Consider the following 16,507-nt stretch of genomic DNA (forward strand, 5'->3'; position numbering starts at 1 on the left):
TGTTGTCCAGAAGAGTGTGTGGCATCGGTACACGCCTTTGCTTTTTATATTCCTTTTTTACAGGTGAATTGCGACTTCACTGCTGACGTTTTCGTTCTCCGTGGTGCGATGCATCAGGAAGTACGTTAAAGTTCCTGCCAGACCCATTAGAGCGAAGATGCACAGAATACCGATCTGATCCCAAGCCACGCCGAACTGTCCGCTTGAGATAACTGCTTTATAACCTGTTACCGAATAGGTCATAGGCAGCCATGGATTAAACACCTTCAACCAGTTTGGAATCAGTTCGAGCGGGAAAGTGCCCGCACTGGTGGTGAGCTGGAAGATCAGCATCAGAATGGCGAGGAATCGTCCCGGATTTTCCAACCAAGTCACCAGTGCCTGAATGATGTACATGAAGCTTAGACTGGTCACAAAGCTGAACAAGAGGAACAACGGAACGCTCTGAACTTCCAGACCCAAGCCGTACAATACGAGCCATGAAGCAAGCAGGGATTGCACAGCGCTCATGAGCGTGAAAGCCAGCGTTTTGCTCACAAAACGATTCCAGCCACTTGCCTCGCTAACCGTGCTGCCGCGAGTTGGCACAACCAAAGTGGCAATCAATGCCCCGACAAACAGCCCCAGTGACAGGAAGTATGGCGAGAATCCTGTACCATAATTGGGTACCTCATTATATTTATGCTCATCGACCTGAACAGGCTCTGCATACATGGTTACCAGTTCATCGGTCTTTTTCACACTAGCCGTCTGCTCAGCCGCTTCATTGAGCTTAGTGGCAAGTTCGCCAGAGCCGTCGGTTAATTTGAGCGTACCCTCTTTTAACTGACCTGCACCGTCATCCAGCTTATGTGAGCCATCTGCAAGGGTTGTGATTCCATCTGTAAGTTGGCTTACACCCGCAACCAACTTGCCTGCACCCGCATTCAATTGAGCTGAACCGTCCGCAAGTTTGGCTCCTCCAGACGCTGCTTCGGATAATTTGGAATTGAATTGCTGTAGTCCCGTCGCAAGCTTTTCATGTCCGGCGGATAATTGCGTGGCACCTTGTACGAGTTGTTGTTCACCCTGTACCAACTGGCTGCTGCCTTGATGCAGTTGCTGCTGTGCAGCGTATAGGTTTTGACTGCCTGCGACCAATTGTTGCCCGCCCTGATACACCTGCTCGCTACCAGCGGCAACTGCCTGACTTGCTGCCAGGAGCTGCTTCATAGCTGGACTTGCGGCCAGTTCTGGACTCGCTTCGGCTAATTGGGCAAGACCTTGCGCAACCGCTTTTGCCCCCTCGCTAACTTTGCCACTGCCCTCAGCAGAACTTTGCAGCCCAGCAGTCAGCTTTGCGCTGCCTTCCTCGGAAGCCGCCAATCCAGCATCTAGCTTAGCTGCGCCTTCTTGAGCAGATTGAATGCCAGCCTGTAGCTGTTTGTCGCCAGTTTCAGCCTGGGTTGCTCCATCACTCAGCTTCGTGCCTGCTGCTGCGAGTTGGGACAGCCCACTGGAAAGGGCACTCGCGCTCGTATGAAGATCACGTGTGCCTTGGACGAGAGTGGACGCACCTTCTTTTAACGGAACTATGCCGGTTTCCAGCTTGTCGGTGCCAGCGGCCAGTTTGGACAGGTTCTCTTTTAATGTAGCAGTACCGTCATCCAGCTTGATCGCACCATCATGAATCTGACCTGCGCCATCCCCTGCATCCGCCAAACCGCCAGAGATTTTTTCGATCTGATCCAATAACGTTTCGGTATACGATTCTGTGACTTTGGCAGCGACTTTGGAGCGAATTTGTTTGACCGCCGTGCCACCAATCTGACCTGCGAGGAAGTTGTATCCTTCATTGGGTTCGTAGATCAGGTCGGCCGGCTCGGGGTGCTCATCCATCAGGGTTGTTGCTTTGATGGAAAAGTCCTCCGGAATCACAATCGTCATATAATACATGTTGTCTTGCATGCCTTGTTCTGCTTGTTCACGAGTCACGAATTGCCAGTCGAAATCATCACTTTTTTTCAATTCATCGACGAGATTCTGACCGACCTCCAGTGATTTGTCATTGTAGACTGCGCCCTGATCCGTGTTGACCACGGCTACAGGTAATTCATTCATTTTGCCATAGGGGTCCCAGAATGCATTCAGGAACAGGCCACTATACAATACCGGAATGAACAGTACAACGAGAATCGGAATAAATACTTTTGGTTTCTTGAAGGCGGACTTCAGATCCTGCCCAAATACGTGGAATGATTTCATCATGTTCTCTCCCTATCCTTACGCTAATCCGTTTGTTCTATCTCTATTAAGTTGTGAATCTATTGGCATGCCTTTCTCTAGGTGGGGGATAAGCCATTCTTGAGAAAGAGGCCCACAAAATCCTTGATCTGATCTTTGTGCAACGTAGGATGCGCTTTGTTCCAATCTGAGGTTAAGGTGACATACAGCTTCAGCAGGACAAAAGAAACCAACTTGGGATCATCCCTCCGAATCTGCTCTAACTCCATGGCACGGCTGACCTGACGCTCCAAATATTCGAGAATGGCTGTCTCCACTTGCTGCAAACCTTCCTTGGCTTGCGGAGTACCGAACTCGTTAACCTCCTGAAAGAGCTTGATCAACAGCTCATGTTCCTCCCGGTACTCCAGCAGAGAATCCATGCTCATATGCACGTTATCCAGAAAGGAGTTCTCTTCCTTCACCGTCTGCTCTGTAATCTGTCTCATATCCGCAATGATCGAGCGCAGAATCTCGCTGAACAGTTCTTCCTTATTTTCGAAAAAAGTATAGATCGTTCCCTTGCCCACATTGGCAAGTCTCGCAACCTGCTCCATCGTTGTGGCTTTGTAGCCAAACAAGGCAAAGGATTTCTCGGCAGAATCCATCACCTGTTGCCTTCGATCTATCGTTTTCATCACATATACACCTCCTTGTAGGTTGAAAGGCTAATGGTAAGGTAAATCCTTTAGTGACCGTTTTACTATTATGGTCAGTTGGTCGTTAACAACTGTAGCACTTGAACAGGGAAGATGGATGTGATCTTTGTCATGGTATGGATGGGGGGCGGACAGCGGATCAAGAGGGCAGGGGATTATTTCTCAAAATAAAATGTTAAAAATAAAAGGCATGTGTGATAACCATATTATTGGTCATCACACATGCCTTTGTGGACATAGCAAATATGTTAGATGTCTTGTTATCTTTAATGTTCACGGGTCAAATAGGATGGATTAATCGTGTATTCCTCCACCTGTGTTAGTAGCCCAGACAGGATACCATCCTTTAGCTATATTCTTTGTATTATAGAGAACTAGATTTCCATCATTTTGCATGATTAGCAGGTCGCCCACAAGATTTTCAGGTACATTTCCCGGGCCATACCACGCATTGGCCCACGCCTGATTGTCGGATGTCCAGTAGGGAGTATTGCTATAGTCCGTCAATTTCAGTCTTCCGTTATATTGATCTATAACAAGCATAACAACTCTGCGTTCCTTGAGATTGGTGCTCCAGATCAAAGTTTTTTTCTTTACATTTCTCAACTCAACGTCACCTTGCACATTGAAATTGAATAGATATCTAGAATTGTCCGATAATAACCTTGTTGTAAAGGTCATATTCTCAGAAACCGTAAGTCTTTCTTGGAACGCAAATGTTGTTGAGGAAAGAGGGAGAAGTAGTAGGAACATAGCTAAACTGAGCAAAAATGTCTTTTTCATAATATCCTCTTTTCTGGTTTTATTTTCTAAATGTAGAGTAACTATATCATAGTAAAGTTTTAAAACATATCATTATTTCCATAACTAAAAATAAATTGAATTTATAGAAATTGAAACTTTCAACTCTTGCCCTGTGTCCAAAATCTAAGACCAGAGTCCAACAATTATATATGCAGAAGAAATACTGTCTGTTAAATGATACCGGGAAGTATAGAACTAGAATTTACCCACCTACCCTGGTAACAACAAAAAAACCAAGGCTTTGAGTGAAGTCACTCATGAGCCTTGGTTTTTTTACTGTGTCTTATTACTTTTATATATATCCTACTAATTCTATTCTGCGCGTACTTTAAAGAATGAGATCAGTTCTTGTAGTTGCTCGGATACAACCGAGAGCTCATCGGAGGCACTCACAATGGCTGCCATGGAGGCTTCCTGCTCATCAATGGACTGCTCAATTTGTTTACTGCTGCTTGCTGCCTTGCTGACATTGGCAGACAGTTCATCGGCCGTGGCAGACATTTCCTGTGTGCTTGCCGAGATCTCTTCCGTAGAACTGGAGATATCCTGAATCTGATTTGCAACTTTATTCGTAGCAGTCAGAATATTCTCGAAGAATACGCCAGTCTCTTGGGTAACTTCCAAGCCTTTGGTAACTTCCTTGGAACCCAACTGCATCGCCTCGGAAGACTGCATGATATCCCGTTGAATTTCTTCAATCAACTGTCGAATTTGCGTCGCTGATTCCTGGGATTGCTCTGCCAGGTTACGTACCTCCCCTGCAACCACCGCAAAACCTCTTCCTTCTTCACCTGCGCGGGCTGCCTCGATTGAAGCGTTAAGTGCAAGCAAGTTGGTTTGTCCAGCAATCTCCGTAATCACGTTAACAATGTTGCTAATCTGGTTCGAGTTATTTTCCAAAGACTGAATCGAGTTTGACGTATTTTGCACCGCACCCGAGATCAGGCGCATCTGTTCAATGACTTGTTGCATCACCACATTACCTGTGCTGGAGCGCTGCTCCATGCTGAGTGCTTCATCTGCCACATCGGCTGAGCTGCTGGCGATCGTCTGCACTACCGTTGACATCTCTGTCATGGCGCGTGCGTTCTCCACAGTGGCTTTATCTTGTGACACCAGTCCAGTAGATATTTCTCGAATATTGGTGCTGATGGATTGAATGTTCACATTATTTTTCTCGGAAATGCCCAGTAGTTGTTTGGAAGATTCCGAGAGGTGATGCGAAGTATTCTGTACTTTATAGATGGTTGTATTGAATCGATCGATCATCGCATTAAACTTTTCATTGATGATACCCAGATCATCTCGCCCGGTATCGATGGTTACGTCCAGATTACCCGTGCTGACTTCTTCGATACCTTTCATCAGATTGCGGATCGGAAGTAACGTTCTTTTCAGCAAAATGAATTGCAACACCATAAACAGGATCAGGAAACCGATCAGGAACATCAAACCGTACGTAAGCAGTTTGTTCAGGCCTTTTGGAACGGCACTTGCATCTACATCGAAGTAAAGAGCGGCGTACATGGAGCCATCTGCGTTATTAATCGGATAGATCAGAGTAGTCCAAGTTCCGTAGTCATCAGTGTAGAAATCACTGAAGGCCGGCTTTCCGTCCTTTTTCATCTGTTCCAGCACCACAACGTTATTCTGAGGCAGTGGGTACATGGCACCTGCGGGCAGATTGTCCTGCTCGAATGGTTCCAACAGGTTCGTTGGAATCGCGATGATGGACGTTCCGTTTCCTTGCTCGAGTTCTGAACCAAAAATGTACGCTTGCGCGATGTTTGGATAGAATTCATGGATGGAATCAAGGTAAGCTTTCATTTCCAGCTGTACAGGACCGGAGTAGCTTTTTTCCTTAGCTGCTTCTGCCACTTTGGCAGTGTCGAGATCGTCATACCATTTCTGGGTGATGACGGTAGCCTGGTCGTGCAACTGTTCAACCAAGATATTTTTTTGCAATTGATACGCGGCAGTAATCAGGATTACACCGATCAACATGATGCTGCCAAATGAAATCACCAAATTTTTGATAAAGAAAGGCATGGTACTCCAGCGAAGCTTATTAAACAAGATGGTTCACTCCTTCTACAAATATGAAAATGCACTATACCTGGATGGGATGCTATACGCTATGTAATCTAACGAATATTTAGTGGGAAAATGCTATCGTACAACTTCTATAATTCTGATTTTTGCTGTGGTTACGTGACATTCTCTCATGCTTCAGTGTGCTTTTTGCATTGTTACAAGTTCTACTTCACTTATAGGACCCCCAGGTAAGTTACTTCGTAGAATATATCGTTATAAAGTCATATTAATATTAGCTTTTGGAGCAAAAATGGTTCTAAGGTACTGGTTCTGTGGGCGTGTTTTTCACTTTCGATCTTTATTATTACGTTTGTTAATGCAAGGTTCTAGTGAGATAGATGAAATTAATTACTATATATCCCAAAAATATTATGTTCTAAGAGGTCCCCATTCGTAAGGGGGCTTTTTGAGCTTGCTTGTCATGACCTAAAGAAAACACAAGTGAACGAAAAGACAGTCCATTGTCGCCCTTTCGCAGGAACGCTAAGATGAAGTTGTTAAAGCGTTTACATCACGTAATGAAGGGAGCTTAAATCGGATGCCAGAAATTACGATCAGATTGTATGAAGGCAGGACGGATGAGCAAAAGCAGGAGATAGTGGAGGTGTTCACACGTGAGCTCTCGCGTATTATCGACCGTGAGCCGGATTACATTTCCATCGAATTCAATGAAATCCCATGGGACGAGAACGTTCCTGATAACTTGAGAAGTGCGCAATCACAGAAGCAGGGAGGGGAGAAGACGTGAAGCCGGCAGATATCGTGCCACCAAGCCGGGGGGCAACCGGACTTCACTCGTCTGGTCTGGGCGTTCGGCTCGGAGATGCGGGACGTTATCTGTGGCGATACCGGATACTATATCTGCTCTCCTTACCGGGTATCCTGTATTTTTTCCTCTTCAAATATGTACCTTTATTCGGTTCAGTGATTGCCTTTCAGAACTACAACATTTTCAAAGGCATCACCGGCAGTGATTGGGTAGGGTTGGAGCATTTCCAGAAGATGTTCAGCCATTATGACTTTTTGCGAATTCTCAATAATACACTTCTGCTCGGACTATATGATCTGGTGATTGCATTCCCGGTACCGATCTTACTGGCCATTCTGCTAAATGAAGTACGGATGATTGTGTTTAAACGGTTGCTGCAAACGATTGTATACATGCCTCACTTTCTATCCTGGGTTGTTATTAGCGGGATCTTCATGGGCATTTTCTCGATGGACGCCGGGGTGGTAAACAAGGCACTTGGGTTTCTGGGGATGCAACCAATCTACTTCCTTGGAGAAGACTCGTACATTCGTTCCATTTTGATTGGTTCCGGCATCTGGCGTGACTCTGGGTATGGAACGATTATTTTCCTGGCAGCCATTGCGGGCATCAATCCCGATCTGTATGAGGCGGCAGAGGTGGACGGAGCCGGGCGTTTGAAGCAAATATGGTCGATTACCCTTCCATCCTTGCTGCCAACGATTATGATTCTGCTGCTGCTGCACATCGGAAAGTTCCTCGATCTGGGTTTTGAGCGTGTGTTTGTGTTCCTGAATCCGCTCAATCTGGAATCGGGTGAAATTCTGGATACGTATATCTACAAAGCTGGACTTCTCTCACAACAATACAGTTATACTACGGCCATCGGATTGTTCAAGTCAGTCGTGGGCTTGATGCTTATTCTACTCGGTAACTTTTTCAGCAAAAAAACAACTGGCGAAAGCCTGTATTAGGAGGCGAGATGGATGCGTACCCCCAGTGTCCGTTACCGTATATTTCGCATTGGCAATCTCGTTTTTCTTACGCTGCTCTCGTTGACGATGATTCTGCCTTTCATTAATGTGCTGGCCCAATCACTTAGCAGTTCGGAAGCGATCATGGGCGGAAAGGTCAGCTTCTGGCCTGTAGCTTTTACCTGGATCAATTACGAATATGTATTCGGCGATGCTGCCTTCTGGCGGGCCTTTGCGGTATCGGTTGGGGTAACGTTAGTTGGTACGCTGGTCAATCTCGCCGCAACGGCATCACTCGCGTATCCCGTGTCCCGTCCAGAGTACAAGGGTCGCTCTCTTGTTGTCATGTTTGTCTTGGTGACCGTCGTATTCTCGGCGCCGCTCATTCCGAACTTTATCCTGATGAAGGAGCTGCATCTGGTCAACAATCCACTGGTGCTGATTGTGCCAGGAGCGATTAACGCCTTTAACTTTTTCGTCATGCGTTCGTTCTTCTCCCAGCTGCCGGGTGAATTGATCGATGCCGCCCGCATCGATGGCTGTGGGGAGTTTGGCATCATCTGGCGTATCGTTATTCCATTGTCCAAACCGGCCATGGCATCACTCGGTATTTTCTATGCGGTGGGTCACTGGAATGCGTATTCCACCGCGCTTTATTATCTGAATGATCCGGCCTGGTGGCCGATCCAGGTAACACTCAAGAAGCTGTTTGAGAGTGACGATATTTCCGTCGATCCGGGTTCTGCCGTCTATAGCACCCTTGCACATACATCGCCGGAAGGCATCAAAATGGCGACCATCATCATCGCCACCTTGCCAATCATTATCATATACCCTTTCCTGCAAAAGCATTTTGTAAAAGGAATCATGGTCGGCTCCGTCAAATCTTAACTACAAGCAGCATACAGATCTGACGGAAACGGGGGAATGGCGATGTTCAGAATCTTGATTACGGACGATGAACCGATGATTCGGATGGGTCTGGCGAAGATGATTGAGCAAGCAGGACTGTTTGATTGTGAGATTCGGCAGGCGGCGCATGGGGAAGAGGCCCTTCAGGTGGTGAAAGACTTTCGGCCACACATCCTGTTCACGGATATTCGCATGCCAACGATGGATGGCATTGAGTTGTGTCGACGTTTATCCGAGCAAGGCAGTACGATGCGCATTATTGTAGTCTCCGGTTATTCAGACTTTGAATATGCAAGAGCCTGTATGGATTATGGGGTAAAACGATATCTGCTCAAGCCAGTGGGACGACAGGAGCTTCATGAACTGTTGCTCAAATTGCTGGCATCCGAAGAGGATAAACCTACGGTATCCCTTGTACCCGTGAGGGAGCTGAATGATTGGGCCATGCGTCTGGAAGACGCTATATGGGAGTTAAGGCAATCCGATGTGACGGAACTGCTCGCAGCATGGTCGAATCGTTATCCGGCATATGCCCTGATGCCTGAGCAGACAGCAGAACTTTTTCAGGAATTGCTGGAATTGATTGTAGCCAGAATGAACGCCCGTGGCAACGGAACGATGAGTACGTCCAGTGAGATAATTGTAAGCGCTTCCTCAAAAGAGTGCTTCGAGGCTCTGGGCAACGAAATCCAGACGTTGATGAATAGGATCAAGGAAAAGCGGAGTGGCAAGCGCAAGCATCCGGTGGAAGAAGCAAAGGCTTATCTGGAGCAGCATTTGCGCCGGGAAGTTTCACTGGACGAGATTGCTTCCAAGCTTGGACTAAACCCATCCTACTTCAGCCAACTGTTTAAACAGACGACAGGTCAGACCTTTATCCAATACCGAATACGCAGCAAAATGGAACTGGCCAAACGCATGCTGGAACAACCGGGCAACCGGATTACGGATATATCCTACGAGGTGGGGTATGCGGATCATCCCCATTTTACCAAGACATTTAAGAAAATTACCGGACTGACCCCGTCCGAATATCGCAGTAAGTTGGGCATTGAATGATGAAGCGAAGCCTGTCGATCCGCTTGTTCTTTCATTTTGCCATCGTAATTACGTTGTCGCTGTCTGCCATTGGCTTGTTTACCTATACCTATGCTTCAACTGAGATGAACGATCAGCTGGCGGACAACATCGCCCAAACGATGCGTAATACGGCGTACCAGACCGATCTGTATTTGCAAAATTATGATCGTGCGACCTACTCCATCCTCTCGAACGGAAGTGTGAAGCACTTCCTCGATATGAATTCGGAGGATAGTTATGCCTATTACGAGTACAGCCGTCAGATTAAAAGGAACGTGTTCCCACCTGTTTTTATGTTATATCCACAGATCAAGTTTCTGTATGTTATCGGGGAGAACGGGCGGGTTGTCATCGATGACAACCAGAATTCAGCGGGCATACCCGATATCGATGCTGCACAGCAGTATAAGGAGGTGCTCGCTGCAACCCCTGCGAATGGCGAATCGACTTTGCTCACCCGCAGTATTCGCAGTGGACAGAATGCAAACGTCATTACGATTGCGCGCCGGATCAGGGGGGTATCCTCCTATACACCAAATGGAGTGCTGGCGATGGAAGTGAATGTGCTGGAGCTTGACAACATCTGGGGAGAACTCGATCTCGGTCAAGGGGGCTATCAGTATGTGATGGATCAGAACGGAAATGTCATCTACACTCCTGGGGACGAGGAGGCGCAGACCGTGATGTCGTCCAGCACCGTGGACAGACTTATGCACATGGAGGCAGGGTCTCTGGAACAGAACACGGATGGTACCAAGCGGCTGTTTATATCGGAGCTGTCTGCCTATTCGGGCTGGCGCTTTGTTGCTTCCGTGCCGCTGTCGGAGCTTCAAAGGCCGATTGCAACGATCCGCTCAGCCACATTATGGGTTGGTGCAGGGACCTTGCTGGCTGCGCTTGTTGTGGCCTACCGAATCGGAGCATCTCAAGTGGAACCTATTCGGGTGCTGATGAACGGAATGAGACAGACGGAGAAGGGAATCTGGAACAAGGTGGAGATGAAGGAAAGGCGCGATGAGATCGGAGTGCTGATCCGCAGCTATAATCTGATGGTCAGCCGTTTGTCGGACATGATTGAGAGTGTATATGAGTCGGAGCTGCGCCGCCAGAAGTCGGAAATTGAGCTACAGCAGGAAGCGTTGGAACGACACCGTGCGGAATTTCAGGCGCTCCAGTTGCAGATCAATCCGCATTTTCTCTACAACACGCTGGAGACGATCAAATGTTACGCCGTTGTACAGGACTCCGAAGAAATTGCACAGATGGTGGAATCGATGGCCCATATGCTCCGTTATTCCATTCAGACCAATCTGGAGGAAATTACGGTTGCCAATGAGCTGAAGCATGTGCTGGCCTACCTTTCCATCATGAAACATCGCATGGATCGGGAGCTTGAAGTGGAGGTCATCATTGCACCGGATCTGTTGCTGGAAAAAATGGTTCGACTCACCCTTCAGCCCCTGGTGGAGAATGTGTTGCAACATGCGTTTCCACAGGGCATGGAACCGGGTCATTATATCCGCATCGATGCTCGGCGCCTAGAAGATCGCTTCCTTGTGATCGTGCAGGATAACGGCATGGGCATGAACGAGGAACGCCTGAAGAAGCTGCGTGACCGTCTGGAATTGAATCGTCTGGCAGGGGAAGATTCCGATGATGTCTACCATCGTGGAGGCATTGGTCTTATGAATGTCCATCGACGGATTCAACTGGTATTTGGAGAAACGTATGGCTTGATGATTGAGAGTGAGCGGGGCTTGGGAACGACCATTACGATGGCGCTTCCGGCCGATCAGCACAGCAAGCGGATTTAATGTAATTGAAACCAATAACAGGGAGGAAGATCAAACATGAATATTAACTTGCAGAACAAAATTGCATTGGTAACAGGTTCCAGTGGAGGGATTGGCGCTGCTATTGCCGGGTCATTGGCTCGCTGTGGGGCAAAGGTGGCTGTGAATGGTCTGCATAATATGGAGCGGGCGGAGGAGGTCGTGGCAGCGATTCGGGATGCTGGTGGTGAAGCGGGGGCATTTCAGGCCGATGTGACCGATATGAATGCCATAGAATCGATGGTTGGGGATATCACGCTTCGTTTCGGCGGTCCAATTGACCTGTTGATCAATAATGCGGGGCATCTGGTGGAGCGGAGCCCTATTGAAACGATGAGCGAGGAGCTTTACAGCCGGATTATGGATGTCAATCTGAAGAGCGCCGTCTTTGTCTCCAAAGCGGTCATTCCTGGCATGAAGGCGGCTGGCGGAGGACGAATTATCAATCTGACCTCCGTAGCGGCTCATAATGGGGGCGGACCGGGTGCAGCTATATACGCAGCATCCAAGGCGGCCATCATTGCGTTAACCAAAGGACTTGCCAAAGAACTGGCTCCTGGCGGGATTACGGTCAATGCCCTTTCACCGGGCTTCATCGGACAGACTGCGTTCCATGCTACGTTCACCTCGGCGGAAGGCCGAACTTCTGCTGTAGGCAGCATCCCGCTTGGACGGGAAGGGACTCCCGATGATGTCGCAGGTGCGGCGCTGTACCTGTGTTCCGAGCTGGGTACTTTTATAACCGGAGAAACGATTGAGATCAATGGCGGAATGTACATGCGTTGATGTTAAAACATTGCGATAAGGAGGGAACGATACGATGGAATTGAAACGGAAGCTTGCAGAAAGACCGTTGTACCAACCCATTAGTGGGCCTTTCCATGTGGACTATGCCCCTGAAGAGCATACCGTTCTGGCAGAGAATCCGCCAAGGTTTACCTGGATGGCGGCACAGCAGGAGGATGAGAATGCCTATCTGCTGCAAGTATCGGCGAGCCCTTCTTTTCAGGAAGAAGAGACGATGATCTTTGCGCCGCTTCCGTATAACTTTTTCACGCCAGACCGGGTGTTTGAACCAGGGGATTATTATTGGCGATATGCGCTGCTTGTAGATCATCTAGTGCAGCAAGGGAGCGAATACGAAGCGGACGTCTTACAGGGGAAGCAAGGGGGAATGTCGGCTTGGAGTGAGGTGCGGCGGTTCACTGTACCAGTGGGATTACCCGAGACACCTCTACCTTCCCGGGCACAGCGATACGTTTCCACAGACACGTCTCACCCACGGCTGTGGCTCGGAGAGGATGAGCTAAAGGCACTTGCTGATGGCATTGCGTCAGATGCTACATATTGCGGCTGGAATGTATTTATGGAAAAATCCGTGGAGCCGTGGGCCAATCGTGAGCCCATTCGTGAACCGCAGCCTTACCCGGAGAACAAACGTGTCGCTTCGCTCTGGAGGCAAATGTACATTGACTGTCAGGAAGTGTTATATGCGATTCGTCATCTGAGTATCGCTGGACGGGTGCTTCGAGACGAACGGCTGCTTGAAGCGGCGAAAACCTGGCTGTTGCATGTGGCGGCTTGGGATACGGAGGGAACGACCTCCCGCGATTATAACGATGAGGCGGCTTTTCGGGTCGCAACGGCGCTTGCTTGGGGCTATGATTGGCTGCATGATGAGTTGAACAGTGAAGAGCAAGATGTGGTAAGACGCAGTTTGCTGCGGCGGACAGAACAGGTAGCCCAGCATGTGATGGTTCGCTCGAAGATCCATCATGTGCCTTATGACAGCCATGCAATTCGTTCATTGTCTTCCGTGCTTGTGCCTTGCTGTATGGCCATGATGCATGAGGAGCAGCAAGCTGCAGAGTGGTTGGATTATGCGATCGATTATTATGCCTGTCTGTACTCCCCCTGGGGAGGAAGTGATGGAGGTTGGGCTGAAGGTCCGATGTACTGGACAACAGGTATGGCTTACGTGACCGAAGCGATGAATCTGCTGCGAAACTATGCGGGCATCGACTTCTTCCGTCGGCCGTTCTTCCAGCGTACCGGGGATTTTCCACTCTACGTGTACCCGCCTGATGCACGGCGCGCCAGCTTTGGAGATCAGTCTACGCTGGGTGACCCGGTAAACTTGAAAACAGGTTATCTTGTGCGCCAACTGGCGGGGGTTACAGGCAACCGCTGGTACCAGTGGTACTTTGAGCGTGTACGTCAATCCGATCCGGGGACAGAGGGTGCTTTTTATAACTACGGTTGGTGGGACTTTAACTTTGACGAGCTGGTATATCGCCACGATTATCCGCAGGTGGAGGAAGAGTCGCCTGTGGACATCGAGCCGCTGAAGTGGTTCCGTGATGTGGGGTGGGTAGCCATGCATCACCGGATGGATGATCCGAATGAGCATATGATGCTTCTGATCAAGTCGAGCCGTTATGGCTCCATCAGTCACAGTCATGCGGATCAGAACAGCTTTACTCTGCATGCGTTTGGTGAGCCGCTTGCCGCGGATACCGGCTATTATATCGCGCACGGCAGCTCCTTCCATCGGGAATGGCGCAGGCAGACACGCTCCAAAAACAATCTGCTGATTGGCGGAGCAGGGCAGTATGCCGAGAACAATAAAGTGCTGAATATGGCTGCAACCGGACAGATCGAAGAGGCCTATTGGCGGGACGGCGATGGTTATGTGCGCGCGGTAGCGACCGATGCCTACGCCAGCACCGTACCGCATGTGAAGCGTGTTGTACGGGAAATACATTTTCTGCAGTCATCGTACTTCGTTATTGTGGACCACATTGATCTGGAGAAGCCGGACAGTGTCCAATGGCTGTTCCATGCACTACACCCGTTACAGCTGAAAGGGCAGAGTTTCCGTCTGAACGGGAATAAGGCAGGGCTTGAGGGGACATTTGTATATGCTTCCTCCGGTGAGCTGTCGCTCAGCCAGACAGATCAATTCGCAGAGGTGGACCCGGCAGAGTATGAAGGGCTGGACAGACATTATCATCTAAGCGCGGAAACGCGGCCTGCTTCAAGCCATAGAATTGTAACGCTGCTTGTGCCGTATAAGATCGATGAGCCGAAGTATGTCCCTTATTTCATCGATGACCAGGATCACGGCATTCATCTCTATTTTACCGACAATGGTGTAACAAAGAAGATCGAGGTATCCAAGACGTACTAGTTAAGATGAACTGAATATTTACACAAGAACGAAGAGTGCAGAACCCATCTGAAGAAGCGAAGCGTTCGCCTTTATCCCCGGATTTTCCCCTCCGAAAAGGGAATCAAAAAAATCTGGGGATAACAGCGATCGGAAGAGGGTACTGCAATCGCAGTGGCTGAGTGTAAAGTTTGTACGTTCAATTTATATACTGCTATATGACTGGATGTGGTTGAACGCTGAGTGCTGACCTAAAGAAAACGCAATCTCATCTAAAACATCCCCATTGTTGCAGGCGGTGGGGATGTTTTAACATCTATTTGAAATCGCTTCACCAACGAGTGGTACCTAAATCTAAATCAGGATGAAAAGAGGGGTAGCATGAAAAAGTGGATGGTCACAGGCATGGCGCTATTGCTGGCGGCAACCGTCATGGCGGGATGCAGCACTGGAAGCGGGGCGAAATCCGGTGAGAATGGGGGAGATGGCAAGACGAGGTTCTCCATGTCACTGCGAACGCTGGCGTATACGTATGTGGAGAAGTCGCCCGACATCAACCAGGATAAATGGGTGAAAAAGCTGGAGGAGCTGACTAATACCGATCTCAAAATTGTCCTGGTGCCTCATAAGGAATATGAGCAGAAAATGGTGCAAATGTTTGCCACCAATGATATTCCTGATGTGGTGCAGGGTGACGGCGGCGTCAACGGCAAGGAGATGGCCGGCTCAGTCGAAGCTGGGGTATTCCAGCCGCTGGATGAGCTGTTGCAGCAGTATGGGCAAGATTTGCTGAAAGCCGTGCCGAAGGAAGCCTGGGACCAGGTTACCCATGACGGCCAGATCTATGCCATCCCCGAATATTTATCCAATCCCTCCCGCCGGGCAACCTGGATTCGCAAGGATCTGCTGGATCAAACCGGATTGCCTGTGCCTACCACGGTGGAGGAGACAATGGAAGTGCTGCGCGCCTTTAAAAAGCTTGGCGTGGAGAATCCATATATGGGGCGTGAGGATTTCAAATATGCCGATACCTTCTTTGGTGCCTATGATGTGCAACAGTTCCTCTCCATGATGGAGCAGCAGGGTGACCAGATTGTACCCAAGTTCATGGATAACGAGAATATGCAGCAAGCCCTGACGGTCTATAAGACGATGTACGAAGAAGGGCTGATTAACAAAGAGTTTGCGACCATCAATTCGACGGTATTCAAAAATACGATTCTCTCCGGTAAGGCGGGCATGTGGTCCATGAATGCCAACGAACTGATCCAGTGGGAGAAGCAGATTAAAGCGTCGGTTCCCGATGCCAAAATCGAGATTATCCCTTCCCCTGTCGGCCCGGACGGAAAAGGCGGTTATTATCTGTACGGTCCGGTGACGCGTGCTTACTTTATTAATAAGGATGCGGCTGATCCGGCTTCCATTATCCGTTTCTTTAACTGGATGGTGTCCGACGAAGCGGAGAAGTTTTTCACGTACGGCACGGAAGGAGAAACCTACACAGAGGATAATGGTGTGATTGCATATACAGCTCCGACAGACTCTGCTGGCGTGGACGAGGAGCGTTACCGTCAATCCTTCTTATGGTTTGTACAGGACACAACATACAACAAAGGCTCCCTATCCCTGACTGAAGAAGGCAGAAAGTTGATGAATATTTATGATACGGTTTTAGCCAAAGAAGGTCGGGATGGCATTAACTTTGATCCGCGTTTGGAAGCTTTTGTACAGAATCCCGATATTGCTCCCAATTCGGATACACCTCCTCAGGTCTTGCTCACACACATGATTAAGATGGTTTATGGTAAGGAGCCGATCTCCGATTGGCCGAAAGTAGTTGAGGAATGGAAATCCAAAGGCGGGGATCAGGCCATCAAGGAAGCCACAGAGAAGTTCAAGAACGGTGAAGGCGTGTCGGCACCGCGTCGCTAGAATTGTACTGGATAAGCAATGATTACCATAAGCAATAGGAT

General features: G+C 48.7%; 12 protein-coding genes. 8 read left to right on the forward strand and 4 right to left on the reverse strand.

The window, feature by feature from the left end; genetic code table 11:
* Positions 1–57: 57 nt before the first annotated feature.
* The 4 genes from IFU39_RS11905 to IFU39_RS11920 form a co-directional block, all read right to left on the reverse strand.
* Positions 58–2,244 carry a YhgE/Pip family protein gene (locus IFU39_RS11905; RefSeq protein WP_192132808.1) on the reverse strand — a complete coding sequence of 729 codons (2,187 nt, stop codon included), beginning with the start codon at positions 2,242–2,244 and terminating at the stop codon, positions 58–60.
* A gap of 77 nt (positions 2,245–2,321) precedes the next feature.
* Positions 2,322–2,900, reverse strand: coding sequence for a TetR/AcrR family transcriptional regulator (locus tag IFU39_RS11910; RefSeq protein ID WP_149846336.1), 579 nt, complete (start codon positions 2,898–2,900; stop codon positions 2,322–2,324).
* A 315-nt stretch (positions 2,901–3,215) separates the two neighbouring features.
* Positions 3,216–3,704 carry a hypothetical protein gene (locus tag IFU39_RS11915; RefSeq protein ID WP_192132810.1) on the reverse strand — a complete coding sequence of 163 codons (489 nt, stop codon included), beginning with the start codon at positions 3,702–3,704 and terminating at the stop codon, positions 3,216–3,218.
* Positions 3,705–4,037: 333 nt separating this feature from the next.
* Complete coding sequence (locus tag IFU39_RS11920; RefSeq protein WP_192133205.1) at positions 4,038–5,774, reverse strand: methyl-accepting chemotaxis protein; 1,737 nt, start codon at positions 5,772–5,774, stop codon at positions 4,038–4,040.
* Positions 5,775–6,357: 583 nt separating this feature from the next.
* On the opposite strand from IFU39_RS11920, the gene IFU39_RS11925 reads away from it, so the two are divergent.
* From IFU39_RS11925 to IFU39_RS11960, 8 genes are all read left to right on the forward strand, one after another.
* Entirely contained in the window at positions 6,358–6,567 is a 210-nt protein-coding gene (locus IFU39_RS11925) for a tautomerase family protein (protein ID WP_091015745.1), read from the forward strand.
* Positions 6,568–6,623: 56 nt separating this feature from the next.
* On the forward strand, positions 6,624–7,541 hold the full coding sequence (locus IFU39_RS11930) for an ABC transporter permease (protein WP_197997778.1): 918 nt from the start codon (positions 6,624–6,626) through the stop codon (positions 7,539–7,541).
* Positions 7,542–7,553: 12 nt separating this feature from the next.
* Entirely contained in the window at positions 7,554–8,432 is an 879-nt protein-coding gene (locus IFU39_RS11935; RefSeq protein WP_074093756.1) for a carbohydrate ABC transporter permease, read from the forward strand.
* Positions 8,433–8,474: 42 nt separating this feature from the next.
* Positions 8,475–9,512 (forward strand): response regulator transcription factor, encoded by a 1,038-nt coding sequence (locus tag IFU39_RS11940; protein WP_192132811.1) that lies wholly within the window; start codon positions 8,475–8,477, stop codon positions 9,510–9,512.
* Positions 9,509–11,347, forward strand: coding sequence for a cache domain-containing sensor histidine kinase (locus tag IFU39_RS11945; RefSeq protein ID WP_192132814.1), 1,839 nt, complete (start codon positions 9,509–9,511; stop codon positions 11,345–11,347). The genes IFU39_RS11940 and IFU39_RS11945 overlap by 4 nt, the downstream gene beginning before the upstream one ends.
* Before the next feature lie 36 nt (positions 11,348–11,383).
* Entirely contained in the window at positions 11,384–12,151 is a 768-nt protein-coding gene (locus tag IFU39_RS11950) for an SDR family NAD(P)-dependent oxidoreductase (RefSeq protein ID WP_192132816.1), read from the forward strand.
* A 34-nt stretch (positions 12,152–12,185) separates the two neighbouring features.
* On the forward strand, positions 12,186–14,555 hold the full coding sequence (locus tag IFU39_RS11955; protein WP_192132818.1) for a DUF4962 domain-containing protein: 2,370 nt from the start codon (positions 12,186–12,188) through the stop codon (positions 14,553–14,555).
* Between the two features lie 360 nt (positions 14,556–14,915).
* Positions 14,916–16,466, forward strand: a complete 1,551-nt coding sequence (locus tag IFU39_RS11960) for an extracellular solute-binding protein (protein WP_192132820.1) — start codon at positions 14,916–14,918, stop codon at positions 16,464–16,466.
* Positions 16,467–16,507 lie beyond the last annotated feature (41 nt).

Origin of the sequence: Paenibacillus sp. CFBP 13594, assembly GCF_014842675.1 — a bacterium.
In the GTDB taxonomy this organism is placed as follows: Bacteria; Bacillota; Bacilli; order Paenibacillales; family Paenibacillaceae; genus Paenibacillus; species Paenibacillus amylolyticus_B.

Excerpts from the sequence above, each read along its gene's own strand:
- IFU39_RS11905 (WP_192132808.1), bottom strand. The coding sequence starts at position 2,244 with ATGAAATCATTCCACGTATTTGGGCAGGATCTGAAGTCCGCCTTCAAG.
- IFU39_RS11910 (WP_149846336.1), bottom strand. The coding sequence starts at position 2,900 with ATGAAAACGATAGATCGAAGGCAACAGGTGATGGATTCTGCCGAGAAA.
- IFU39_RS11915 (WP_192132810.1), bottom strand. The coding sequence starts at position 3,704 with ATGAAAAAGACATTTTTGCTCAGTTTAGCTATGTTCCTACTACTTCTC.
- IFU39_RS11920 (WP_192133205.1), bottom strand. The coding sequence starts at position 5,774 with ATGCCTTTCTTTATCAAAAATTTGGTGATTTCATTTGGCAGCATCATG.
- IFU39_RS11925 (WP_091015745.1), top strand. The coding sequence starts at position 6,358 with ATGCCAGAAATTACGATCAGATTGTATGAAGGCAGGACGGATGAGCAA.
- IFU39_RS11935 (WP_074093756.1), top strand. The coding sequence starts at position 7,554 with ATGCGTACCCCCAGTGTCCGTTACCGTATATTTCGCATTGGCAATCTC.
- IFU39_RS11940 (WP_192132811.1), top strand. The coding sequence starts at position 8,475 with ATGTTCAGAATCTTGATTACGGACGATGAACCGATGATTCGGATGGGT.
- IFU39_RS11945 (WP_192132814.1), top strand. The coding sequence starts at position 9,509 with ATGATGAAGCGAAGCCTGTCGATCCGCTTGTTCTTTCATTTTGCCATC.
- IFU39_RS11950 (WP_192132816.1), top strand. The coding sequence starts at position 11,384 with ATGAATATTAACTTGCAGAACAAAATTGCATTGGTAACAGGTTCCAGT.
- IFU39_RS11955 (WP_192132818.1), top strand. The coding sequence starts at position 12,186 with ATGGAATTGAAACGGAAGCTTGCAGAAAGACCGTTGTACCAACCCATT.
- IFU39_RS11960 (WP_192132820.1), top strand. The coding sequence starts at position 14,916 with ATGAAAAAGTGGATGGTCACAGGCATGGCGCTATTGCTGGCGGCAACC.